We start from the raw sequence: 24973 nt of genomic DNA, 5'->3' as shown, positions 1-24973 counted from the left end.
ACATAAGAAAAGGATAATTCAATGTATCAAGATAAAAAGATGTCAATGTCAAAATCCCCATAAACACCCACTTCAGCCAGGGATACTTTTCTTTCACAAAGATGGCTGGAAAGCTAAGTGTTAAATAGTTCTCCAACAAAGACATGCAAATACTAAGCAATAACATAAATAATCCCTGTTCTAATCTAGCGTCTTGCTAATGTAAAGGTACGGATGATCGGACCTATATTACGCTTATTGAATTTCACAATTCTTCCGGATTTTAATGTGATTTCTAAGCGTTTGCTGTCTACATTTTTGATATAAATCGGATTGATCAATTCTCCACTGCTGCATTTCACTAAATTTGTTGGATGTTCTTCTAAGAAGTTTTTCATAGAATCCCGTTTTCTAAACAGATAGTTGTCTTTATCTAGAAAGTAAAGATAACTTCCACTTGAATAGATATATTGTATATTATTGATCATAATTCTACATTCAATATTATTACGATCTTCTTTTACATCAACATACGCCTGTCTGATACGCAAGATTTTGAATAGTGCTTCTAATGCTTCTGGCAGTTCTTTTTGATAGTATTGTTTCCTAATGAAACGAAGTGCACTATATTTATACCCTTCACATACCAGTTCATCATGAGAGCTGATAAAGATAATTGGAAATCCTAAATCTTTTTGTTTTAGTTTATTTGCGATTTCAAATCCCTCATGAACGCCCTTCAATTCGATATCCAGCAGGCAGCCATCAAAATCAAAATCATCAGGCATATCCGTAAAACAGTTAACTTTCCAAGAAGGATAAAGTTCTTCTATTTTGTTTTTTAGTAAACCTGAGAATAATTCGTCATCATCGATAATTGCAATTTTACTCATTTTTTATATCTCCCTTTTGTTGTAGAAACATTGTCCTTATTTATTGTACTATTTTTTTTCTCCCTTAAATACATCAGTTTTAAGAAATAATTCTCTTATAAGAGATAACTTGTGACTTTTATGTATTTCCTAGTTATTTATCATACCAAATTATGCATAAAATATCAGCATTTACTCTTATAAGTGGTAAAAAATGGTCTTAACAGGAAATTATATATCATATGTTTAATATTTTGGAATATTCAAACGATGTTAGAGAAAACTATGATATGATGTAGATAACGCAGATCAAATTGTAAATTTTTACAATATTGGAAATATTTTCTATTTATCACGCCAAAGTGTTGTAATTTACGTGCGTTAGTGGTATGATACTAACAAATTTGATAGAGGCGCGGATGCGACTATAACGTACAGAGCTGGCGAGCGATTGATGTATGTTAACAGCAAATCTGCCGAACTGTTTTCTTAGGCATAAGGAAATGGTGGGCTGATGGAGAATATCCATTGGACTGTCTGCGAATACGTAGATGTGCTATCTTATTGTCAGGAGATAAACACCATGTCAGTAAGAGCGAATCTACTGGCATTTTTTATTGTGAGAGGTAAATGATATGAACAAAAATGTGTTAGAAATTTCTGGAGTATCTGTAGAACAGCTGGCGGCTACCTGCAAAACTCCCCTATATGTATACGACGAAAACAAAATACGCCAGCAATTAAGTATGTATCATGAACTGTTTCAGTCTAAGGATTTCGATACAGAAGTTTTATATGCCAGTAAAGCATTTAGCTGTAAAGCAATGGTTGAGCTTGTGAAGACATATGGCTTAAGTCTAGATGTTGTGAGCGGTGGTGAACTGTTTACTGCATATCAGGCAGGATTTCCAATGGAACGTGTTTATTTCCACGGAAATAATAAATCATATGAAGAACTGGAAATGGCAGTTAAATATGGTGTAGGTACGATTATCATTGATAATGATATGGAGTGCGATGCATTAGTTTCTATTATGAAAAACGCAGGTACTTCTATAAAGACAATGTTGCGTGTAAATCCGGGTGTAGAAGCACATACCCATAAATATATTGTGACAGCACATGTGGACAGCAAGTTTGGTATTTCTATCTTGCGTGAACAGGAAATTGCGGATATGATTCATAAATTAACAAGTATTCCTAATATTACTTTTGAAGGCTTCCATTCTCATATCGGTTCTCAGATATTTGATAAGGAAGCGTATGTTGCGGAAATCGGCAAGCTTTGTGAATTCATGAAAATCATGCAGGAACGATTTGGCATCACTTGTTCGTCTTTAAATCTTGGTGGTGGATTTGCGGCATATTATACGCAGGCTGACCATCCAATTCCTTTACAGGATGTTTGTAAGACGATTTTAGATACCTGCAAGGCGCAGAAAGAAGCTTGTGGTTTATCATTCCATAAGGTGATGATTGAACCAGGCAGAAGTATTGTGGCAGAAGCTGGTTCTACATTATATCGTATCGGTTATCAGAAACAGACAGAAAACAAAAAATATCTGTTTGTGGATGGTGGCATGAGCGATAATATCCGTCCTGCTTTATATCAGGCAGAATATGCCTGTGATATCGCAAATCGTATGAATGAAGAAAAAACTGAAAAAGTGACGGTGGCCGGCAAGTGTTGTGAATCTGGAGATATACTGGTAGAGGATGTGATGCTGCCAGAAGCAAAACAGAATGATTTATTGATTATTTATACAACCGGAGCTTATGGCTACAGCATGGCCAGCAACTACAACAAGCTTGGTAAACCTGCCGTTGTCTTTGTAAAAGATGGTGTGGTACGTGTCGTAGTAAAACGTGAAAGCTATCAGGATATGAACGCAATGGATTGTGATGAGGTTGTGAATGTATGAATGTAGTTGAGAAGTATGGAGGAACAAGTGTTGGTACGATTGATCAGATCCTTGCGATTGCTCAGCATGTCAAGGAAATGAAAGAAGCCGGTCACAATATTGTGATCGTTGCCAGCGCAATGGGGAAAACTACAAATAAACTGATTGAAATGACAAAAGCAATCAGTGATAAGGTAAATCAAAGAGAATTGGATTCTTTATTAAGTACAGGTGAACAAAGAACCATTACCTTACTTGCGATGGCAATTGATGCTCTAGGTATCCCTGCAATCTCTTTAACTGGATATCAGTGTGGATTTATTACCAGTCATCATCATGCCCATGCACGCATCAAAGATATTGACATCACTAATTTAAAGAAACATCTGGACGACGGAAAAGTCGTTGTCGTGGCAGGTTTTCAGGGTGCGACAGAAAATGGTGAAATCACAACCCTTGGAAGAGGTGGAAGTGATACAACCGCTGTGGCACTAGCTGCTAAACTTGGCTGGGAATGTCATATATATACAGATGTAAATGGTGTATATACGATTGATCCACGTTTATATCCACATGCAAAACGTTTAAAAGAGATCACTTATAACGAAATGATGCAGATGGCCTGTCTTGGCTCTGGTGTACTGGAAACAAGAAGTGTGGAATTAGCCAGTAAGTATCATGTGAAATTATTTTTAGGCAAGGCCTTAGAGAAAGATAAACGCAAGGGGACATATATTATGGAAACAATAAAGAATTTAGAAGATATGCCGATTACCGGTATCAGTATCAAAGACGACTATGCCATCATGCGTGTGAATGAGCTTCCTAATGATGGAAAATTCCTTGGGGAATTATTTGCGATGATTGCGAAATTAGATATCAATCTAGACACAATTTCCCAGCAGCTGACACATGATGGAAAGGTAAATTTCTCTTTCTATTGTAATAAGCAGCAATCCGATACGATTTTAGAGCATCTGGATGAGTTACATTCAAAATATCCAATCAGCCGTTTATTAGGTTTTGTGAAGCTGTCTGTAGTTGGTGTGGGTATTTCTACACATAGTGGTATTGCCGCAAAGGTATTAAATACATTAAGTGCTCATGGTATTCGTTATTATATGATCACATCCAGTGAGATTTCTATTTCTTTAACAATCGAGGAAAAAGATAAACAAAAAGCCATACAGGTACTTGGCGAAGCATTTGATTTATAAGAAAGGCTATAAAACAGTATAACTGTTGAAGATAAGTGATTCTAAGAGAACCACGAAAGGAGAAGCAATTATGATTAAGGGTAGTATTGTAGCATTGATTACACCGTTCCACGAAGATGGCAGTGTAAATTTTGAAAAACTTGAAGAATTATTGGAATGGCATGTTGCCAATCACACAGATGGTATTCTAGTATTGGGTACCACTGGTGAAAGTTCTACCATGACACATGAAGAAGATGACGCAGTTGTGGAATTCACATTAAAGGTTATCAACAAGCGTTTGCCAGTCATTGTTGGCGCAGGCAGCAACTGTACACAGACAGCTGTGGAAAAGAGTATAAAATACGAAAAAATGGGCGCAGATTATCTGTTGATTATTTCTCCATACTACAACAAGGCGAATAATCAGGGTATGATTGCACACTTTACTGCCGTTGCGGATGCTGTGAATATTCCAATTATCATGTATAACATTCCAGGAAGAACTGGTGTCGCAATCAGTGAAGATGCTGTGAAAGTATTAAGTAAACATCCAAATATCTGTGGCATCAAGGAAGCCAGTGGAAATATTTCATACGCTACCAACATTGCACGTTATTTAAATGATGATTTCGCAATGTACAGTGGAAATGATGATATGATTACCAGTATGTTGTCTTTAGGTGCTAGTGGTGTCATTTCTGTACTTGCCAATGTATTGCCAAAGGAAACACATGATATGGTTATAGACTATCTGAATGGCGATGTTAAAAAATCATTAGAAGCTCAGTTAAAATATCTGGATTTGATTCACGCTTTATTTATTGAAGTCAACCCAATTCCAGTAAAAGAAGCATTGAATATTATGGGCAAAGGCGTTGGCGGTTATCGTCTGCCTTTATGTGAAATGAGTGATGCGCATAAAGAAGTACTGGCACAGGCATTGCATGAGGTGGGACTATGAATATCGTAGTTGTCGGCTTTGGTAAAATGGGACAGCTGGTAAAGAAAACAGCAGAGGAGCATGGTCATCAGGTCGTCATGGTAGTGGATATTACCAATTGCCAGGATTTAGATGCTTTACAGGAAAAAGTGGATTGTGTCATTGATTTCTCTCATCCAGATAATCTGTCATGGATGATTCCCTATGTGAAGAAAAGTGGTGCTGCCCTGGTTTGTGGTACCACAGGCTTAAATGATTTACAGCGTAAACAGATTGAAGATTTAAAAGACAGCAATCGTGTGATTTATTCTGCGAACTATTCTTTTGGTATCGCTGTGTTTAAAGAAGTTCTTTCATTGATTACACCCATGCTGGAAGATGGTTTTGATATCGAAGTGATTGAAAAACATCATAACCAGAAACAGGATGCGCCAAGTGGAACTGCGAAATTATTAGTGGAAACCATGAATCCTGATCATGAATATAAAGAAGTACACGGTCGTAATGGCATGGTTGGAAAACGCCAGAAAGAAATTGGTATCCATGCAGTACGTGGTGGAACCGTTGCTGGTGAACATACCGTTATGTTTTTAGGGGATGATGAAAGTTTTGAAATCACCCATACAGCAACAAGTCGTCAAATCTTTGTGAATGGTGCGATTCGTGCAGCGGAATTTCTGATGACACAAGAAAATGGCAGCTATACCATGAAGGATCTATTATTCAAAAACTAACAAGCAACCCTTATCATCATAGGTAAGGGTTTTTTATTGGTGTAAACACCACGCTTTACTATATGCATGAATTTCTTTTTGGATCGTTTTCGCAGATTTATTAGCGACGATCCCATTCTGTAAGATCGATACAATATTTGTTTTCAGATATAAATCTTTATAATGAATTGATGGTTTTTCTTTGATAGCTCCCATACTCCATAAACGACTGCCATTCATCGCCTGGATCATTTCTTTATTCAAAGCATCATAGATATGAAAGTCTGAAATATCTTCTTTTTGAAGCAATACCACCCCATCATTATGATCAAGATATGCTTGGATGCCTGCTTTACTGCGTACCATATTCATAAATGCCTTTGCGCAATTAGGATAGGGACAGTCTTTGTTTACCATAAATCCATAGGTATCCGCATAGGGCGAATAGCCCTGTTCATCAAGTGATGGCATTGGTTTGATATGTAACTGTTGACTGGCATAATATGGTTGTTTCTTTATCTCTTGTGAAGGCAACAAGCCACTAAAATACCCTTGTGTAAAAAAGTTTGTCGCATGATATGGATCATCTTCTAATTGATGTTCATGATAAAAATCTTTCATTTGCTGAATACAGTCTAAAAATGCATCCTCCATAAATATATCCTCCATTGAAACCCCGCTGTCTGGATCATAATGAGAGAGCCATAATGGAAGAATCTGATCAGCATAATGATTATAGTAATACATATGTGGGTTATGATAATTCATAAAATCTGAGATTTCATCTTCTTTGATCGAATATGTATCCAGCATGGGTTGTGCATATACAAACAGCATCCCCTTCCCTTCTATTGGCTGAAAATAATCTTCTAAAGATGTACGTTTTAAGCTTGATGGAACATCATAAGCAGAGGTTATATCAAAAGCCAAAGCATATGTACGTTTTGATAATGCATCACAATCATTTACCCATTCGATATCATGATAAAACTGCTGATGGAAGCAATTATCCGGACTTACGATATGAATGGCATCTTTTTGTTCAGGATACAGCGTATTCCATAAAGATACCAATGCCTTACCATATGCTTTATTTGATACTTCTACCTGCAAAGATGCATGTTTTTCCAGTTCCACAGAGGAATCCTTTGATAATGTACAAGAACTTAATGTCATACATAACAGAAGATACCATACGATTTTTTTCATTTTTATCACCTAATGAAAAAGTCTATCAGCGAAAAGGTGTAAAATTTGTAGAAGAATGTGGATTTCCACGGTATAATAAAGGTGATGCTAAAAACACGACGCAAACGACGAAAAGGGGGCATTTTATGAAATATTTACCATTACTCTTACAAAACCTGGAAAAAGAAGCTGAAATTCATGAAAAGGATATCTTTAATTATGCACTTCCCCAGTCCTGGAATTTATTCGGCTACTCCAACACAAGGATTTTAAGAAATAACGAAATACTTGTAAATCCTTATGCATTTTATCATTATTCTTTCCAACATCTGTTTTTTGATGAAAAAGGAAAACTGAAAAAAGCACAGTCACTTGTGAAAAAAGACTGGCTAAAAAAAGCAAACATCTATTCTTTACATATCCGCAGTGCGAGTGCATGGGATCATGACCGTGACGACAGTTTAAAAGAAAATTTATATGGTCTAAAGGATAATGGAACCTTTTTAAAGGCAATGCTGCTTTTACCATTTTATAAGCGTATGGGTATCAATACCATCCTGCTTCATCAGATATTCAGTTTAGGAAAAACGCATACCACACATGATTATTCTAATAAAGAATGTGTTTTGGATTTCCGTTTGATTGACGATCAGCTAAAGGATCCTTTGGTACCACAGCTGTCTGCCAAGCAACAGTGTATTGCCTTCATGGAAGCCTGTCATCTATTAGGATTTCATGTGATACTGGAATATTGTCCTGGTAAAATGTCTATCGATAATTTCTACGCAAGAGAGTGTCCAGAATATTTCTATTGGATCAAAGAAGAGGAATATAAAAACTATCATGCGCCAATCTGTCATGCTTTACCACAAAATACACTGCCTTTTTCTTATACTTTAAAGGATTTTTATCGCAGTGAGGATGTAAAGGAGCATATCCAAAAGTTTGTGAAACATGATGATCCTTGTAAGAAAGTATTAGCACCTGCTTTTTCTGATCAAATCAACGCCAATCTTCCTATTGATGAGGATACAACATATTTTCGCTTCTATGAAGATATTCATACACACGCACCTGCTGAGCTGAAAAAAGCCGGTATCCCTTATATGACACAGGATATCATCCGTGCAGATTTGCATCCTGCCAAAAAACCGTTCACAACACTTTGGGATACTTTAACAGAGAATATCATCTGGTATCAGAATGAGTTACAGGTGGATGGTATTTTCCTTGGTAAACCATTTTTGATTCCGGAAAAGCTTCAGAAACAAATGGCTGTACAGGCAAAGAAAAATAAAAAAGGCTTTGTGATGATTGCGGAAGATACCATTCATGAAAATGGTGCCTTATGGAAACGTAAAGGATATGATGCTATATCTGGAAACAGTGCTTATGAAGAAACCCAGATTGAACAATATCGCTTCCACAACTTTGCTTATCAGTTAAAAGGCTGTGTATGTCCAATGTTTGCTGCCAGTGAATTTTATGATTCCAGAAGAAGCAGCTGTTTAGAAAATGGCAAGACGTTGACAAATATGTTAAGTATCATGAATTTGTTTTTACCAAATGGCATTCCTATGTATATGAATGGTGTGGAAAGCTATGAGGTACAGCCACTGCAGCTTAGTGAATACGGGGATCAAAAGTATTTGTACTCCCTTCCTAAATCAGATACCCGTTATCTGAAGCAGGCATATATTGATCGTTATTATTATAACTATTTTGCTCATGATTTAAATACATTGCCTACATTAATGGAGCACGCCAATCACATCCGTGAGGAGTATATAGAAGAAATCCATACACCACAGGCATGTATCCCTGTATGGTTTGATACACCAAGAGATGCTGGTATCGGCTTTACTTATGTAAAGGAAGATAAAGCTTTATTGGTGGTATGTAATACCAATGTACATCAAAGTGTTCATTTACATATCCACACGGAGAATTTAATGAGTGAGCTGCCATTCCGTTATCAAAGCATCTTACAGATCTATTCCACAAATGATCCTTATATCCATGATGTATTCATGGATGATTTCCAGAATATCCCTATGGACTTTGCGCCGGGAGAAATTAAGTTTATTGAATTTAAGGCACAATAGTTAGATAAGAAGTGAAACCTCATTCACTTCTTTTTTTCCACAAAAAAAACATAAGGTCAAATGTGACTTTATGTTTTTCATTTCTTTTCTATCTGCATATAATAATCCAATGTAGGATGTTCACTTTTTATCTTTTCACTAAACAACAGATATTTTACACTGCCTGGTATATAACCATTTTTATCCGCCCATTTTGTTTCCATGTAGCGCTCTGTAGAAGTAATCGCCTTTCTCCAGAAACGACCAAAAGTCGGTTCGATTTCCGCAGTCGCAAAATCGCCTTCCACAACCACCAGCTTTTCCAGATCTGGGTGATATTCCATTCTTCCAACAAACAGCTGAAATTCTCCTTCATCCTGATAAAAATCTTTGATCAACGCAACATAGGGAAGAACTGTATCACATTTACTGACACGTCTGATACGGTCAATCAATTCAAGCATGTCTTTCTTTGCTTCTTTTTCATTGGAAATTGTACTAAAGCCATAGAACATCTGTTCCTCTTTAAACTTCGTCTTAACTTCTTTCATATGGATACCCCTGTCAATTATGCATATTCATAACAGGTCTTTTGTATGGATTTAAAAGATTGCTTATGCCCTCCATCGCAATTTTTTTCATACCATGAAAGATCTGCATGAATCAGACAATCTATATTGCCCTTACCTTATCATGATACCATATTTTCTTAGCGCTAGGTATCTTTTTTTTACATACACAAACGAATTTTCTTTTTTTATATTTTCTTTTCCGATATAATAGATACGGTGATATTATGTACAGATTAAAAGAAGATCATATGGAAGAGCTGGATATCAAAAAAAGCCGCTTCCTGTGCTATTTACATAAAAGTTTTTGTGAAGAAGACGCAAAAGCGTTTATCTTAAAAATCAAGAAGGAACATCCCAATGCGACACATCATTGTTATGCCTTTGTGATTGGTGAACATAATGAATTACAACGAAGCAATGATGATGGGGAACCTTCTGGTACTGCCGGTGTACCCATGCTGGAATGTTTAATGCATTCTCAGATGCAGGATATCACAGCGGTTGTTGTTCGCTATTTTGGCGGTATTAAATTAGGTGCTGGTGGATTGATTCGGGCATATTCTAAAAGTGTATCCAATGCCCTGCAGCACGCTGTTATCACAAAAAAAGAAAATATGAAGAAATATTCTCTCACATTTTCTTATGACCTGATTGGAAAACTTGACCATTACCTGCGTATAAATCATATTATCATATTAGATAAGGTATATGATGAACAGGTAACTTATACATTTCTAGTAAAAGATGCAATTGATGAGGATATCAGTGAAATGAGCAATGGTGCTTTCCTTCCTGAATTTATTGAAGATGTTATAATAGATATGGATATTACATTAGAGGAATCATAACGATTCCTTTTTTGTATCTTTGACTTCCATCCAGCTGAAATCATAGCGGTTGTTTGCATCCTGCCATTTCTTAAAGAAATCAAATAAAAACCGCTGAGCTAAGGAACAAGGTTTTACCTCGTGTTTTGCCTCCTCAAAGCTGTACCACTTTGCCTCATCTACTTCCCAATCACTGACATGATCCAAACACTCATCATTAGCCACTACTGTAAAATTGCACATCAGGGTATTGGTATTGGGGAAATATTCACTGCGATTATATCGATAAGCTTTTACCTTCAGACCAATTTCTTCTTCCAGCTCACGAATTAATGTTTCTTCTAAAGATTCCTTTTGATTTACATATCCAGCGACCAGTACATTATGATCTCTGCCATATTGTTTAATTAATAATATTTTATCTTTATCAGGGTTTAATACCACCATGGAAACAGCTGTACTAAATACAGGGAAACGATATTCTTGACACTGTTCACAATAAGGTATCTTTCCTTCATGTTCATGTTCTTTTAAAATAAGTGGATGTCCACATGTACTGCAATACTTCATTACATCTACCTCCAATTGCTATTAGTATACGGCAAATCAGGGATGCTACGCAATACTTAACCATATTTTTACATTTCTTCATGAATTTTAGTGCTATACTAACAAAATAAGCATACGATAGTAAAGGAAGGAAGACATGTATGACAACAAACTGGAAAAAAACAATTGCGCAAATGATATTGTTGATAGGGCTCATTAGCTTTGCTTTCTGGTTTGCGCTTAAGGATGATTATCAAGAAGTTCTGCATAATCTAAAAAGCGTATCCCTTGTCTGGATTGGTATTATATTTCTTTTTGGTATTTTATATTATCTTTTACAGGGATATATGTTATATACGATCACAAAGCCATATAAAAAAGATGTAACTTTCAAGGATGGCTGCTACAACGCTTATATTGCCGCATTCTTTAATGGGGTGACACCTTTGGGTGGTGGACAGGTAGCACAGACTTATGCTTTTCGTAAACTTGCCATTTCTTATCAAGATATCGCAAGTATCTTGTGGAAAGAGTTTTTTCTTTACCAAAGTGTAGTGGTTGGCTTTGCATGTCTTTTGATTATGACACATTTCACTTTCTCTATTCATACCTTTTCTGGTTATTTCCTATTGGTTTTGGCAGGTCTATGCATCAATGCTTCCGTTATATTGATTCTGTGGACCATGTCGCATTTTCCTAAATTATATACCTGGATCAGTGAAAAAGTCGTTTCCCTTGGGGAAAAGTTTCATATCATTAAAAAGAAAGAGGAAATCTTAGAAAAGTGGAATCTTCAGGTAGAATATTTCACAAAGGAAATCAAACAGTTAAAAAAAGATAAGCGTCTGATTAAAAAAGGTGTGATTATTGATTTATTAAGACAAATTATTTATTACAGTATCCCTTATCTGGTTGGGATTGGATTAGGCCTGCCTTTAAGTTTTGAGGATATCATGACAATTTTACTATTGTCATGTTTTATTCATATGTTAAATGCTTTAACACCATTACCAGGAGATTCAGGCTGGACAGAAAGTGCCTTTATACTAATATTCAGCGTACCTTTTGGAAAGATATATGCCAGCAGTATCATGATCTTATGGCGATTTGCGACATATTATCTGAATATTTTGATTGGTGGATGTATCTTCTTTATCATAAAAACCAAAAATGCTTAAAAACGGTGAAGCATCATCGAATAGATGATATTCCACCGTTTATTTTAACGAACTTCTTTTGCTAATTTCCATAGTTCACTGAAAGACACAAAACCGATTGCATCGCTTTTTTCTTTCGCAACCTGGCGCTGACGTTTTACATTTCCTTCATGTACAGCATTCAGATTATTTTTATCCATCATGTATTGTACATAAGAGAATTTCTTCAAAAGGAACCAATTCGCAATAAAGGTATTGATACATGCTTCCTTGTTTTCACTGGCCGCAAGCGTTTCCCTTAAAGACGCTTCCTGTTCCTTACCCATCTGATTTGCCAAATCATACATTTCTGCATAACTTTCAAACATTTTAGAATCCAGATTACGCTGAACGATACCTGCTTTACTGTTTTGGAAGAAGAATGAATCAACTGCCTGAAGCATCAGCTCCACGTTTTCCTCATTCATACAGTCTGCGATAATCTCATTACGAGTTCCCTCATATTCATTTTCTGGTTCGCTCATTACATAATACAACGCTTTTGCTTTCACATATTCTTCTTTATCTCCTAATGTCAATATGATTGCCTTTTGGACGTCATCGAATTTCCCATATACTACGTAAGGACATACAATGCTTCCTTTAGGCAATTTGAATGCATCCTTATAACGGATGATTTGATTTGCGATTGCATCTTTATTGATATTTAATCTCAGACCTACACAAATCTTGAGATTACAGTCCTTTTCAAACAGTTTTGATAATAAAGTATAAACTTCCTCTTTGCCCTCTACTGTTTCTATCGTGGAAAGATAATCTTCTAAAAAGCCATTAAATTCACAAATTCCGGTATTCCCTTCTCTAGCATCTTGAACTTCACTCAAAATATCATAAATTGCCATAGTTTTCCTCCTTTCCTTGACGTATGTTTGACATTTGAAGATAAATGGAACTATGTCACTGTTGTATATGAATAGGTTCCCGATGATGAGTGGGAACCATAGCGCTTTCATTTTGTTGTTTTCCTAATTTTATTGTACAACCTTTTGAAAATAATTCAATCTTTATTTCATTTTTTTCACTTTTTCATTGTATTAATGTGCCTGTGCATAGTTATATAAAAGCACATTGATTTCACCCATTACATTTTTCCCTGCTTCCCCAAGAGAAGTATATACAGATACTGCATAAGGATGATCACTCATTACCAGTCCTGCGGCATTCCAAGCACTACCATAACAGCCATCCTTCTGCATAATTGGCACATCTAAATAACGCTTCAGACAATCTCCTGGCGCAACTCCATATAATCGCTGTGACAGCTCAGGAAAACTGTTTAGATGCTGATATAAATATACAAGTGCATCATTCATATAATGTACAGTAATATTGTTGGAATAATATGGCGTTTCATAATTAATGGAGCTATATTTTTTAATTGCTTCACGATAGCTTCCCCAGCCGCCTATGCCTTTAAACAGGATACGGGATGCTGTGTTGTCAGAGTAAACGATACTATAAAACTGCAGGTCTGCGATAGATATCTTATCTCCGGGTTTCTTTGTATCCCCGATTGGTCCACCTTCTTCAAAATCATCTTTCTCATAAAGCAGCAAATCACTTTGTAATATCTTTCCAGCATTTTCCTGTTCATAATAATACATATTCAAAGGCAATTTATAAGTACTTCCTGCCACCATCCATTGATTACCATTCACAAAATACTCTTCACCTGTCGTAAAACTATGAAAACTAATCGCAACCTGTGTGGTAAGACCTCTTTTTTTCATATAATCCTTTAAGATTGCTTCTAAACTCATATTCTTATAATCATAATCAAAGGATACCTTTGATACTACATCTACTTTTGGCGTGCTGTCTATCACATTGATAACTTGACACTTCTTTTCTGTATTGCCACTTTGATCTTTTGCACTTACACAAAATTCATGTTCCCCTACAGTAAAGTCCTCTTCTTTCATGTTGAGTGTCACATTTACTTTTGATTTTTCATCTTTTGCGGTATATAGATCTTTAATAGAAAATCCTTTATACAAGTCTACTTCCTTCACAGGGAGTGTGATTTTTGGTTTCACATGATCTTCCACGTGAAAAATCACTGGATAATCTTTATCTCTGAAATGTAAGGTAACTGTATAGTCTTTGATTTCATCAAACTTGAATAAAGAGGAATCAAATTCTTCATCACTTCGTTGTCCTTCAAAATAATAAGAACTGTTGGTTGGTGCTTTTTCATTATAATCTAACGTCACTTCTTTCACTTTTTGTGTAATATCTTCATATACCTGTGTGATATAATAAGCTGCACCAGCACAGCCAACCAATAAAATACTTAAACATAATAAAAGTATAATTTTTATCTTTCTTTTTAATTTTTTCTTTTTCTTCACTGCCATAATCATTTCCCCTTTGATATCTACAATGTAATATTATTTTATCACGTAATGCGACATAATGTATACGTGAATTGTATTTCCGATGTATTTCATAAATTTAACGTTTTTTCCTGATTTTAGGATACTGTTTTTTGATTTTTTCTAATTTTCAATTATTTTTCACGGCTTCTGTTTTGTGTAAGGATTCATATCTGCCAAACGCTCATAGGCATCACTTGTAATTGCGACAACATCACAAAAATAAATACCTTCCGCTTTTAGAATATAAAAGCGATATACAGGCAGACGATATGGTAAAAATGTTCGTATCCGCTTAAGTGTAGGATATAATAAATCATATCCAATGATGTCCTCTTTTGTGAACTCTGTATGATGGAAAAAGTAATAATAATCTCCTTGTAAGAGTTTTTCTTCAGCTTCTTCTTTACTAATCAAAGGCATTGTATCCACTTCTTCAATATTTTTTTGATAAGGAAGCACGATACAGGGATACGCTGCTTCTAATGTATCTATTATTGTAAAATGAATGGCATCTTTACCTTCCGCATATATTGGTGCGTTTTCACTTTTTTGAGTAATCAAAACTTCTAATGCATCAGGTCCTGTTTCAATCACATGATATATAGGTGATGTAATCTTTCTTGTTTGCGCATAAACTGATTGATATTGTTTCGCAAGTTGAAGCATTTTTTCACTATTGCTTATAGTACTTCTTTCTATTTCCTGTTTATATTGGATATGAATGGAGGCATCACGATATACAGAAACATTTTTTTCATCATCTTCTAAGTGATATTTTACATCATAATCATTTGATGATTGAATCTGTCCTTCCATTTGTAGCTGTTCTTTCGCAAGTTGCATACGTTCCTTTAAAAAATTGTCCTCAAAATCACCAATCTCTGCGGCTTGAAGATTTACATTTTGATATCGATATACAGGCAATGCTTTGATATCTTCATATGTGTTATCATAAACATCTTTGCGGTTTTTATCAAATAATGAATCAAATTTACCACCACCTAGCCAATCATAGCTTTGTGGTGTATAGGTCTTTTTTTCTATTTGTGGAATATTGGGCAGATAAGTGATCGCACCATAAGAAACATGTGACTTGGGAATTAAAAAGATGATGAGTATTGCGGTAATGATGACGATTCCCACTGGCAGATAAATTTTTTTTCTACGTTTTTTAACTGTCTGATTCGTTTTTACCTGATATTTCAGCTGAGCAATCTGTTGTTCATTTAATTTAAAATGATTCAGATCATCTTTATATTTCTTCATAGATATCACTTCCTTCCAACATCTCTTTTAAACATTTTCTTGCCCGCCTTAACCATGTTAATATCGTTGCTTCTTTCTTTCCTAGAATAGATGCGATTTCTTTTACGCTGTATTCTTCATAATAAAAAAGATAAACAACATCCCGATATTTCTGTGGCAGTTTTTTAACATATGGCAAAACCACAAGGGGTGTGTAGGTTTCCTCTTGTGCATATTGATCCTTTAATTCTACTGTTTTTCTGATACGTTCATGTTTCCAATGATCTTTACATGTATTGATTGCTATGCGTAGTACCCATGCTTTTTCTTTATAAACATTTTCAAATTCGGGTCGTTTTGCGTTCATGATTTTCACAAAACTATCCTGTAAAACATCCTGAGCATCTGCTTCATGCTGCATATGTTGTAGTACGACGCGATAAACCATATTTCCATAGCGGTCAATGAAATCATCTATCGTTTCACACAACATTTCCTCCTGTTTATCCATACTTCTTCCATTTCCTTTCATAAATATAACGCTTTGTTTTCATGTATTATTTCAAAATCTTAAGAATCCTATGAAAATTCCTGGTTTACTTCCTTTTGAATCCATTATACAATAGATACATATTATAGAAAAGGTGATGAAAAATGAAGACTGAATTACTATTATCTCTTCTGGAAACAAATGCCCGTTACTCTACAAGAGATTTGGCAGATGTTTTATTAGAAGACGAAGACAGTGTCATTCATACGATGAGTGATCTGGAAAAGAAAAAAATTATTTGTGGATACCACACGATCATTAACTGGGATAAGACAAATAAAGAAAAAGTGATGGCGTTGATTGAAGTAGGAGTCACACCGGAACGTGATTATGGCTATGACAAGATTGCGAAGAATATATACCGTTATCCTGAAGTAGATACTATGTATCTTATGAGTGGAAAAAGTGAATTCATCGTAATTATCTATGGAAAAACGATGCAGGAAGTCAGTAACTTTGTTGGCACAAAATTAGCGCCTACACAAAACGTGGTTTCCACATCTACTTTCTTCGTTTTAAAAGAATATAAAGTAAACGGCGTTATTTTTGACGAAGAAGAAAAACATAACGAAAGATTGGTTGTGACGCCATAATGTATGAAAAATTTCTAAGTGAAAAAGTACAGACGATTCGCCCCAGTGGCATCCGTAAGTTCTTCGATTTAGCTTCTCAAATGGAAGGAGTTATCTCTTTAGGTGTTGGTGAACCTGATTTTGATACTCCCTGGCATATTCGTGAAGCCGCAATCTATTCCATTGAAGAAGGCAGAACGCACTATACTGCAAATCAGGGATTATTAGAACTGCGAGAAGAAATCGTATCCTATGCAAAACGCCGTTTCAATCTGGATTATGATCCAAATGATAATGTCATTGTGACTGTTGGTGGCAGTGAAGCAATTGATATCGCCATGCGTGCACTTGTTAATCCAGGAGATGAAGTTATCTTAATGGAGCCATGTTATGTCGCATATACACCAAGTGTAGAATTATGTGGCGCAAAACCTGTGCATATCAAATTGGAGCATAAAGATGAATTTAAATTAACACCAGAAAAACTGGAAGCTGCCATTACTCCAAAAAGCAAGGTTATGCTGTTAAATTATCCTAGCAATCCTACTGGTGGTGTCATGACGAAAGAAGATTATGAAAAGCTTGTGCCAATCATCAAGAAACATGAATTAATCGTCATCAGTGATGAAATTTATGCTGAATTAACATATGATGGAGAGTTCTGTTCACTTGCGAACTTTGAGGAAATCAAAGATCAGGTCATTGTTATCAACGGTTTCTCAAAAGCCTTTGCGATGACTGGCTGGCGTTTAGGTTATACCCTTGCCAACAAAGAGTTCACTGCTGCTATGAATAAAATCCATCAGTACATTATTATGTCTGCCCCTACTGCTGCACAATATGGTGCGATTGAGGCACTTCATAATGGTGATATTCATGTTGCGGAAATGAAAGAAGCCTATGAATCAAGAAGAAACTTTATCACAAAAGGCTTTAATCGTATTGGCTTGCCAACACATCTGCCTCATGGTGCCTTCTATATCTTCCCAGATATTCGCTCTACCGGTTTAACAAGTGATGAATTCTGTGAAAAATTATTGGCAGAAGAAAAAGTAGCTTGTGTCCCAGGCACAGCCTTTGGTGATGCTGGTGAAGGCTTTGTCCGTGTATCTTATGCGTATAGCATTGAGCATATCAAAGAAGCAATCGAAAGAATCGATCACTTCATGCGTAATTATCGCTAATATTCAGGGTATATCGTATATTCGATATACCTTTTTCTTTGCCTTTTGCATATTTTATGTACATAAAAGTTGTTAATTTGCAATTTTTATGTACATGAAAATTGTTTTGATGCAAGAAATATGTACATAAAAGTTGCAACATGTGCTATGAATATAACCAGTGGCAGCCTACTGAAAGTAGCAATAGCTGTAAAAGTAAGAGAACGGCAACAGCAAAGCATGAAAGATTATTATGAGGATTTAGCAAAATATTTTTCTATATATAATATCAGTACACAAGGGTGCATCAAACAATTTCCACTTTATATGCTCATGTTTCTTGCGATATAATATTTACGCAAATATTTTATGACATGTGCAAAGCAAAACGAGAAGAATCTTATGATCATGATTCCTCTCGTTTGTTTTTTCTTTTCCATTTACGCAATAGTTCCTTCATACTAGATATATACACTCTGAGCAATCCATCTTGATCTGCAGAGCTTCTTACAAAAATATATAGCACATGCAGTACCATAATCAATCCCACAATCGGCAGCCAGTCTTTATCACAAAACAGTAAAAAGCATCCCATCATAAATTCCATAAAATATTTAGATGTGAATTGTTTATTATCTTCCTGCATTGTGATTTTGACACTATCCTGAAATTCGTATTCCTCCTTCAATTCCTGATCCATTCGGGCATAGGTTGAACATGTTTCATCTTTTTGATTATATACAGCTTTGATATACGCCTTTTGTATACGACATAGTGCCATTCGTTTATCAATTTCATTAAAATGGTCTTGAAAGATTTCTTCATCATGCTCCTTCTTTAAGATATTTTCGATTTCAGAAATAGAAAAGTCTAGTTGCCGCAATACTTTGATTTTCCATAAAATCAATAATTGATCTTCACGATATTCACGATAGCCGTTCTCATTGCGCAAAACTTCAATCAATCCCTTTTCTTCATAATATAATAACGCTTTTTTTGTGATACCTGTTTCTTTGATTACTTCATGAAATAACATAAATTACACCTTCTAACCATAACTTACAAATCTGTTATGAAACTGTAAGTTCAATCACACGCAGTTTTTTTCTACTTTGATTATACTATAGATGTCAATGATAGGAGGGATACATGATGGCAAAATTCTTACAAATCGCTAAAGCAATCTTCTGTATCGTATGTTTAGGATACGACGAATCTGCATTCATGTAATTATTTAATTGACACGCGTTCTATCACCTTTTTCTGTGTATAAACAAAGTAAAGAAAATAGATGATACACAAGTACGCACATAATCCAAATACAGGCTGTCCTTGATCAATCGCAAGCAACATGAAAAATAATGCGATACATAAGGGGTAGCCTTTTTGTTTTAGACTGACATCAATAATCGCAACCCATATCCAGTAATTCTTTCCTTTCCATGGAAAATGTTGAAATATATATTGTAATACTTTATCTATCCGCTGTTGCTGTTTTTGTTTTTTTCTTTCTATTGCAGTTGCCTGTTTTCCACAAAATAATCTTTCCACCATAAGTTCACGATGCTGTTTCATAATCATAAGATAAGGCAGATGCCAAAATAGTCTTAATAAAAACAGTAAACAGATGCATAAGATAATGAACTGATATTTGGTGATAAAAGATATCCAGTTACCAATATTTAAAATACAAAACATCAAAAATATTGGCATTAATTCTCTTAATGGATTTACGATATTTACACTGATTCCTTCCCCAAAATAACCACTTTTTGTCGCAAAGGTAGCGTAAAAAAATGACACATAATAAACAATTTGTAAAACAAGCATAAAGCTTATAAAGGAAAGCGAAATCGTTGAAGATAATATATAATATATCAACTGTGATAATAAGAATGGTATCAGTTGCGCTATAAAAGCAAATGGCAGAAGCCCTGCGACATACTTTCGTATTTGGATTGGAAATGCTAATAATGTTTTCCATCGTCCTTCGGTTTCGTGATGTGCCATAATCCGGTAAAACAGAAATAATAAAGCAAATGCCGGAAAAGCAGATATCGACATCATTAGCTGTTCATGTGTCATTGGCTCTAAGATTCCTACAACGATTGTTAAGGAATCTTCATTATAAGTACCAAACGCATAAAGAAACGCTAGAATCATCACGATTGCAAGATATTTCCAGTCTTGATCTTTACAAATCATTTTCCATCTCATAAAACATCACCTTTGAAATATGCATGTAACTGATTTTTATCTTTTGTATCTATTGCTATACCTTTTTCATTTAATAAAATCAGGCGGTCCGCTAATGGCTCTAATTGATCAATCGTATGAGTGGTTAATAAAAAAGTTGTATGTTCTTTCATTTCTTGCAAAAGTTCAATCAAGTTAATGACACTTTTTGAATCAATTGCCACAAATGGTTCATCCATCACGATCATATCTGCACCACTTAATAAAATCATCGCAATCCCTGCCTTTTGTTTTTGCCCAGAACTGCATTTGTTTACACGTTGATTTAAATAGTCTACTGACAAGGCTTGTAATACTTTTTGAACAAACGGACTCTGTAAATCGAAATCCTGATGATGAAAACAGCGATAGAAATATCGTAAGTTATCTAGTACACTTAATTGTTCTATCAAAGGAGAATCAAAAGGTAAATAACCTATATGTATACCATTTCGCTCAACACTTCCTTCATATGGCAAAAGACTGCCACATAATAGGTTTAATAGTGTGCTTTTACCGCTGCCATTTCTTCCTGCCAATAGCACACAACCTTCTTCTCCTATTTCTAAGGAAAAGTCATGTAATACATCCACCTCATCATATGCAAATGATAGATGTTCAATTTTTATAGAATTCATTTGAATGCCTCCTGTCTATGCGATGAATTATATGCTCTACCCTAAGGGGAAAGTCAATATTTCTTAAGAATTTTTTACAAAAAAATTAAAAGGACAGCTTTGTACTGTCCTCAAATAATTGATTATGGAGCGCATTGGAGCGTATTTGGCACCCTTTGGAGCGTATTTGGCACCCTTTGGAGCGTATTTGGAGCGTATTGGAGCGCATTGGAGCATATCGGAGCGTATCGGAGCGTATTTGGAGCGCATTGGTTTATATCAAAATAATAACAATCATATTTTTCGAAATAATTTGGATGCATAATCACTAATATAATATATATTTCAATAGTAAAGATAATTAAAATATCATTTTTTTACATAATCAATATCCCCTTAAAATTTTTCTCGTTCATGATTAAAAAAAGCGATATATTTCAATCGCTAATCTTTCGCCTTTTGAACCTTCAATTGTTTTCCTTTGATAGTTTTCTTTTGTAATGCTTTCAAAACGATTTTTCCTTTCCCATGTAGGATATCTACATATGATTGACGATCCTGTATCTGAATGACACCAATATCATCACCTGTGACACCTTCAATTTCACAGATTGCACCAACGATATCGCCAGCACGAATTTTCTTACTTTTTCCACCATTTAAATAAATCTTCATTGTATCCTTACGAAGTTCTTTGCCTTTTTCTTCTTTAATTTCGATTGGATGACGCAAACCTTCTAATGCCTGTTCATTAACGATAACCTCTAAGATTTCTTTCGTATCCTTGATATCTAATGATTCATTTAAAAATTCTTCTAATGACGCAACACGTGCACCATCATATTGTGCAATAAGTGAAATTGCAACACCACTTGCATTTACACGTCCACTTCTACCTAATCGATGTACATAGGTTTCCGCTTGATTTGGCATATCATAGTTTATAATATGAGAAACATCCTTGATATCAATTCCTCTTGCGGCAACATCTGTCGCTACAAGAATTCTCAATTTGCCTTTCTTAAAATCATTCAAATTATCCATACGATCTTCTTGAAGCATGCCACCATGGATTTTATCAACACTTAAATCAAGTTTATATAATGCATCACACACTTCTTTTACATGCTCCTGCGTTTTCGCAAAAATAATACAACTTGCTGGCTGTAACTGGCAAAGCAGCTTGATTAAAAAATCAAGTTTTTCATGTTCTTTCATACGATATGCATAATGTGTCACAAGTTCTGTAACTGCATGAGTACTTGCGATTTCCACCATATTTGCATTTGGAATAAAGCTGGTTGCTAATTCCTGTATCGCTGGTGGATAAGTAGCACTAAATAAACAGGTAGTTAAATTTCCAGGGAAATAACCCATGATTTCTTTTACATTATCAATAAACCCCATATTCAGCATTTCATCAGCTTCATCAATAATACATGTTTTTATATTGTTTAATTTTAGCGTGCCTCTTTGCAAATGATCTAAAATTCTACCTGGTGTTCCTACAACAACATGACAGCGCTGTTTTAAATCCTGTACCTGAAAACGATACGGCTGTTTCCCAAAGATTGCGGCACTTTTTAAACGTTTGTATGCGCCTATATTATCAAATTCCTCTTTGATCTGCAAGGCAAGTTCTCTTGTTGGTGTTAATACCAAGCATTGTGGATCACGTTCATCCCATATAATATTCTCAATAACCGGAATCGCAAAAGATGCTGTTTTTCCACTTCCGGTTTTAGATTTGACGATGACGTTTTTCCCTTCTAAAATTAAAGGAATAACTTCTTCCTGTACTGGTAATGGTTCTTCGTATCCTAGTTTGTCTAATGCTTCTAAAATTGTTGTATCTAATTGAAAATCTTCAAATTTCATTTTATTCACTCTCATTTCCATTCCCTATTATACAGGAAGTAGATAGAAATTGCACAGTTTAAAAAATTAATCAAACATCATTAAGCAATCAAACTAGAAATCATCTTCATAAACAATATAAAAAACGTTATTTATCACTATGATTATTTAATATTTTATAATTTTTCCACAAAAAATAAAGTGTAAATAATATATATGGACTGCACAATAACATAATCAATAACTGTAATTCTGTTTTAATAAAGATATTAGATGAAGAACCAATTTCCGTCAAATAAAATAAATAATGATAATTCATGAATTTTTGTGATAAATAAATTAAACCATAACTGAAGATAATTAGATACAGCCATAGAGAATAGGCTTTCCCTTTTATCAAAGCTTTGTGGGCAAATATCATTATAAAAAAGGGAAGGATATAAATGATATCATCTTGATATATGAATGGTTCGTGAAGCTGTTTTAAAATAAGTATATAAATAAAGTTAGATAATAATATAAAAAAGATAATTACGATGTCCAAAACTACTGCATTTTTATTGGTATTTTTCATAAGATTATTTCCTCCATTTTTATATTCATAGTTTACCATTACATGATTTCCAAATTATGAAGAAACACTTATGTTTTTCTTATTAAATTATCAACTGATAGCAACAGGCAGTTATCAAAACTTACAAAACTGTAATCCTAATGTCACCAAAATGACAAGACAAATACAAAATTACCCATTATAATAGGAGTGTAGAAACAAGGAGGGCACTAATTATGAAGAAAGTCTTACAAATCATTGGCGCAGCTTTATGTATAATGTTATTTGGCTGTGAAGAATCTACTTTCTCAAAATAAGGTCCTTTGTATAAGGCATGGCGATGAAGCTATGCCTTTTTTAATTAATAATCAATTTTTTTAACCAATTCTATAACAAACGTTCAATTGTGTACTATTTTGATATCTGATAGAATGAAAGTAACTTAGGAGCGTGTTTTATGAAAATAAATGAAATTATAAAAACAAAACGTATTGAAAAAGGATTAACACAGGAACAGGTCGCCAACTCGCTTGGAGTTTCTACTCCTGCGGTAAATAAATGGGAAAAGGCAGTTTCTTATCCTGATATTACCTTACTTCCTGCTTTGGCCAGATTATTAGATACTGATTTAAATACCTTATTATGTTTCAAAGAAGAATTAAGTGATCAAGAAATAGGTGAGTTTGTAAATGAATTAGCTAATTTTGCACGTGAGCATACTTTAGATGAATGCTTTACACTGGCACAAAAAAAGCTTCAGGAATATCCTAACAGTGATAAACTAAAGCTGAATATCACAATCACATTAGATGGCCTTGGTATGTTTACCAATGAGAAAAAAATAGTTGCTCATATCAATCAGATACAAGCTTACTATCATGATTTAAAAAATAGTAAAGATACACAAATTACGCAGTATGCGACAACGAGAATTATCTATTATGAGATGGAACAAGCGCATTATGAAAAAGCCGAACAATTATTAAAGGAATTGCCTGATGAGTTACCATTTGATCGTCAACAGATTCATGCGACAATCGAAAAGCAGAAAGGTAATCTGGATGAAGCTTGTAAGTTGATGGAACAAAAATTGCTTCGTATAACTAATGATCTTCACGCTTGTTTTTCTTTTTTGATGAATATCGCATGGCAACAAGGTCGTATAAATGATTGTGATATGCTCGCAGATAAATTTCAAACTATCGCAAAAATTCTTGATTTATGGGAATATACCAGTCGTGTTTTACCATTTGAACTTGCGGTAAAGAAAAAAGATGTGGATGCTTCAATTGCCTGTTTAAAAGATATCCTGGAAACCCTCTCTCTGCCCTGGCAGATGCAAGCATCAGTTTTGTATCAACATATACCAAGTAAAGAAAACAATCCTAAAATGACTCAGATGTTGTCTAAACAGATACTTTATGATTTGGCAAATCCTGAACATGAAGAATATTCATTTATACAACAGGATGAACGTTTTCAGGATATCATAAAACAATACAAAGAAAAAGGAATCGATAGATTCTTAGAAGATTTATAATGTAAAACAGAACGTATAAATGGAGAAACTTGTTACACTTCTCCTAAAATTAAAAGAGTACCCTGAGCCACATTACTTGCTACAGTAAGAGGTGCGGGTACTACGGTCATTCATATTATATATCTTTTACCTAAAAATGCAATGCTAAAATTACGTATATGATTTACTTTTATGATTCGAATATGATAATGTCTTAATGAAACCAAATTGATTTTGTCTTTA

General features: G+C 34.7%; 24 protein-coding genes and 1 riboswitch. Of the genes, 11 read left to right on the top strand and 13 right to left on the bottom strand.

Going from position 1 to position 24973, the window contains the following annotated elements:
• Window positions 1-185: 185 nt before the first annotated feature.
• Window positions 186-872: a LytR/AlgR family response regulator transcription factor gene (locus DW761_RS19745; RefSeq protein ID WP_117454913.1), complete on the bottom strand. Its 687-nt coding sequence runs from the start codon at window positions 870-872 to the stop codon at window positions 186-188.
• A 379-nt stretch (window positions 873-1251) separates the two neighbouring features.
• A riboswitch (Lysine riboswitch) is annotated at window positions 1252-1418 on the top strand.
• A 68-nt stretch (window positions 1419-1486) separates the two neighbouring features.
• On the opposite strand from DW761_RS19745, the gene lysA reads away from it, so the two are divergent.
• The 4 genes from lysA to dapB all read left to right on the top strand — a co-directional run bounded on the left by lysA (window position 1487) and on the right by dapB (window position 5625).
• Window positions 1487-2773 carry a diaminopimelate decarboxylase gene (gene lysA, locus DW761_RS19740; RefSeq protein ID WP_117519114.1) on the top strand — a complete coding sequence of 429 codons (1287 nt, stop codon included), beginning with the start codon at window positions 1487-1489 and terminating at the stop codon, window positions 2771-2773.
• The gene (locus tag DW761_RS19735; RefSeq protein ID WP_117454915.1) at window positions 2770-3969 is read left to right on the top strand and encodes an aspartate kinase; all 1200 of its coding nucleotides are present in this window, start codon (window positions 2770-2772) and stop codon (window positions 3967-3969) included. The genes lysA and DW761_RS19735 overlap by 4 nt, the downstream gene beginning before the upstream one ends.
• A 70-nt stretch (window positions 3970-4039) precedes the next feature.
• Window positions 4040-4912, top strand: coding sequence for a 4-hydroxy-tetrahydrodipicolinate synthase (gene dapA / locus DW761_RS19730; RefSeq protein ID WP_117519113.1), 873 nt, complete (start codon window positions 4040-4042; stop codon window positions 4910-4912).
• Window positions 4909-5625 (top strand): 4-hydroxy-tetrahydrodipicolinate reductase, encoded by a 717-nt coding sequence (gene dapB, locus DW761_RS19725; RefSeq protein WP_117519112.1) that lies wholly within the window; start codon window positions 4909-4911, stop codon window positions 5623-5625. The genes dapA and dapB overlap by 4 nt, the downstream gene beginning before the upstream one ends.
• Before the next feature lie 33 nt (window positions 5626-5658).
• Here the strand turns inward: dapB and DW761_RS19720 are convergent, their stop codons facing one another.
• Window positions 5659-6813 (bottom strand): hypothetical protein, encoded by a 1155-nt coding sequence (locus DW761_RS19720; protein WP_117519111.1) that lies wholly within the window; start codon window positions 6811-6813, stop codon window positions 5659-5661.
• 125 nt (window positions 6814-6938) lie between these two features.
• On the opposite strand from DW761_RS19720, the gene DW761_RS19715 reads away from it, so the two are divergent.
• Window positions 6939-8897, top strand: a complete 1959-nt coding sequence (locus tag DW761_RS19715; protein WP_117519129.1) for a maltodextrin glycosyltransferase — start codon at window positions 6939-6941, stop codon at window positions 8895-8897.
• Between the two features lie 77 nt (window positions 8898-8974).
• Here DW761_RS19715 and DW761_RS19710 read toward each other — a convergent pair whose 3' ends face one another.
• On the bottom strand, window positions 8975-9427 hold the full coding sequence (locus tag DW761_RS19710) for a hypothetical protein (RefSeq protein ID WP_117519110.1): 453 nt from the start codon (window positions 9425-9427) through the stop codon (window positions 8975-8977).
• Window positions 9428-9672: 245 nt separating this feature from the next.
• On the opposite strand from DW761_RS19710, the gene DW761_RS19705 reads away from it, so the two are divergent.
• Window positions 9673-10296, top strand: a complete 624-nt coding sequence (locus DW761_RS19705; RefSeq protein WP_117454921.1) for a YigZ family protein — start codon at window positions 9673-9675, stop codon at window positions 10294-10296.
• Here the strand turns inward: DW761_RS19705 and DW761_RS19700 are convergent.
• Window positions 10291-10845 carry an NAD(+) diphosphatase gene (locus DW761_RS19700; protein WP_117519109.1) on the bottom strand — a complete coding sequence of 185 codons (555 nt, stop codon included), beginning with the start codon at window positions 10843-10845 and terminating at the stop codon, window positions 10291-10293. The genes DW761_RS19705 and DW761_RS19700 overlap by 6 nt on opposite strands.
• Window positions 10846-10985: 140 nt before the next feature.
• Between DW761_RS19700 and DW761_RS19695 the strand changes: the two genes are divergently transcribed.
• Window positions 10986-12002 (top strand): lysylphosphatidylglycerol synthase transmembrane domain-containing protein, encoded by a 1017-nt coding sequence (locus DW761_RS19695; RefSeq protein ID WP_117454923.1) that lies wholly within the window; start codon window positions 10986-10988, stop codon window positions 12000-12002.
• 44 nt (window positions 12003-12046) lie between these two features.
• On the opposite strand, the gene DW761_RS19690 is transcribed toward DW761_RS19695, so the two are convergent.
• From DW761_RS19690 to DW761_RS19675, 4 genes are all read right to left on the bottom strand, one after another.
• The gene (locus tag DW761_RS19690; RefSeq protein WP_117519108.1) at window positions 12047-12883 is read right to left on the bottom strand and encodes a hypothetical protein; all 837 of its coding nucleotides are present in this window, start codon (window positions 12881-12883) and stop codon (window positions 12047-12049) included.
• A 192-nt stretch (window positions 12884-13075) separates the two neighbouring features.
• A complete protein-coding gene (locus DW761_RS19685; protein WP_158552710.1) occupies window positions 13076-14398 on the bottom strand; it encodes a serine hydrolase in 1323 nt (440 codons plus the stop codon).
• Window positions 14399-14557: 159 nt separating this feature from the next.
• The gene (locus DW761_RS19680; protein ID WP_117519106.1) at window positions 14558-15685 is read right to left on the bottom strand and encodes a hypothetical protein; all 1128 of its coding nucleotides are present in this window, start codon (window positions 15683-15685) and stop codon (window positions 14558-14560) included.
• Entirely contained in the window at window positions 15672-16175 is a 504-nt protein-coding gene (locus DW761_RS19675) for an RNA polymerase sigma factor (protein WP_117454934.1), read from the bottom strand. The genes DW761_RS19680 and DW761_RS19675 overlap by 14 nt, the downstream gene beginning before the upstream one ends.
• Before the next feature lie 143 nt (window positions 16176-16318).
• On the opposite strand from DW761_RS19675, the gene DW761_RS19670 reads away from it, so the two are divergent.
• The 3 genes from DW761_RS19670 (at window position 16319) to DW761_RS19660 (ending at window position 18300) form a co-directional block, all read left to right on the top strand.
• Window positions 16319-16807, top strand: coding sequence for an Lrp/AsnC family transcriptional regulator (locus DW761_RS19670; protein ID WP_117454927.1), 489 nt, complete (start codon window positions 16319-16321; stop codon window positions 16805-16807).
• On the top strand, window positions 16807-17970 hold the full coding sequence (locus DW761_RS19665) for an aminotransferase class I/II-fold pyridoxal phosphate-dependent enzyme (RefSeq protein ID WP_117454928.1): 1164 nt from the start codon (window positions 16807-16809) through the stop codon (window positions 17968-17970). Before DW761_RS19670 ends, DW761_RS19665 begins: the two co-directional genes overlap by 1 nt.
• A gap of 120 nt (window positions 17971-18090) precedes the next feature.
• Window positions 18091-18300, top strand: coding sequence for a hypothetical protein (locus DW761_RS19660; RefSeq protein ID WP_117519105.1), 210 nt, complete (start codon window positions 18091-18093; stop codon window positions 18298-18300).
• Window positions 18301-18355: 55 nt separating this feature from the next.
• Here DW761_RS19660 and DW761_RS19655 read toward each other — a convergent pair whose 3' ends face one another.
• The 5 genes from DW761_RS19655 to DW761_RS19635 all read right to left on the bottom strand — a co-directional run bounded on the left by DW761_RS19655 (window position 18356) and on the right by DW761_RS19635 (window position 23232).
• Window positions 18356-18985 carry a MerR family transcriptional regulator gene (locus tag DW761_RS19655; RefSeq protein WP_117519104.1) on the bottom strand — a complete coding sequence of 210 codons (630 nt, stop codon included), beginning with the start codon at window positions 18983-18985 and terminating at the stop codon, window positions 18356-18358.
• Window positions 18986-19179: 194 nt separating this feature from the next.
• Complete coding sequence (locus tag DW761_RS19650; RefSeq protein WP_117519103.1) at window positions 19180-20166, bottom strand: hypothetical protein; 987 nt, start codon at window positions 20164-20166, stop codon at window positions 19180-19182.
• Window positions 20163-20822 (bottom strand): ABC transporter ATP-binding protein, encoded by a 660-nt coding sequence (locus tag DW761_RS19645; protein WP_117519102.1) that lies wholly within the window; start codon window positions 20820-20822, stop codon window positions 20163-20165. Before DW761_RS19645 ends, DW761_RS19650 begins: the two co-directional genes overlap by 4 nt.
• A 423-nt stretch (window positions 20823-21245) precedes the next feature.
• A complete protein-coding gene (locus DW761_RS19640; RefSeq protein WP_117519101.1) occupies window positions 21246-22679 on the bottom strand; it encodes a DEAD/DEAH box helicase in 1434 nt (477 codons plus the stop codon).
• 127 nt (window positions 22680-22806) lie between these two features.
• Window positions 22807-23232: a hypothetical protein gene (locus DW761_RS19635; RefSeq protein ID WP_147323338.1), complete on the bottom strand. Its 426-nt coding sequence runs from the start codon at window positions 23230-23232 to the stop codon at window positions 22807-22809.
• 436 nt (window positions 23233-23668) lie between these two features.
• On the opposite strand from DW761_RS19635, the gene DW761_RS19630 reads away from it, so the two are divergent.
• On the top strand, window positions 23669-24751 hold the full coding sequence (locus DW761_RS19630) for a helix-turn-helix domain-containing protein (protein ID WP_117519099.1): 1083 nt from the start codon (window positions 23669-23671) through the stop codon (window positions 24749-24751).
• The last annotated feature ends 222 nt before the right edge of the window (window positions 24752-24973 follow it).

The organism is Absiella sp. AM29-15, from assembly GCF_003434225.1.
Taxonomy (GTDB): Bacteria; Bacillota_I; Bacilli_A; order Erysipelotrichales; family Erysipelotrichaceae; genus Hoskinsella; species Hoskinsella hominis.
The sequence above is the reverse complement of the archived record's forward strand: the minus strand, read 5'-3'. Positions and strand labels throughout refer to the sequence as shown.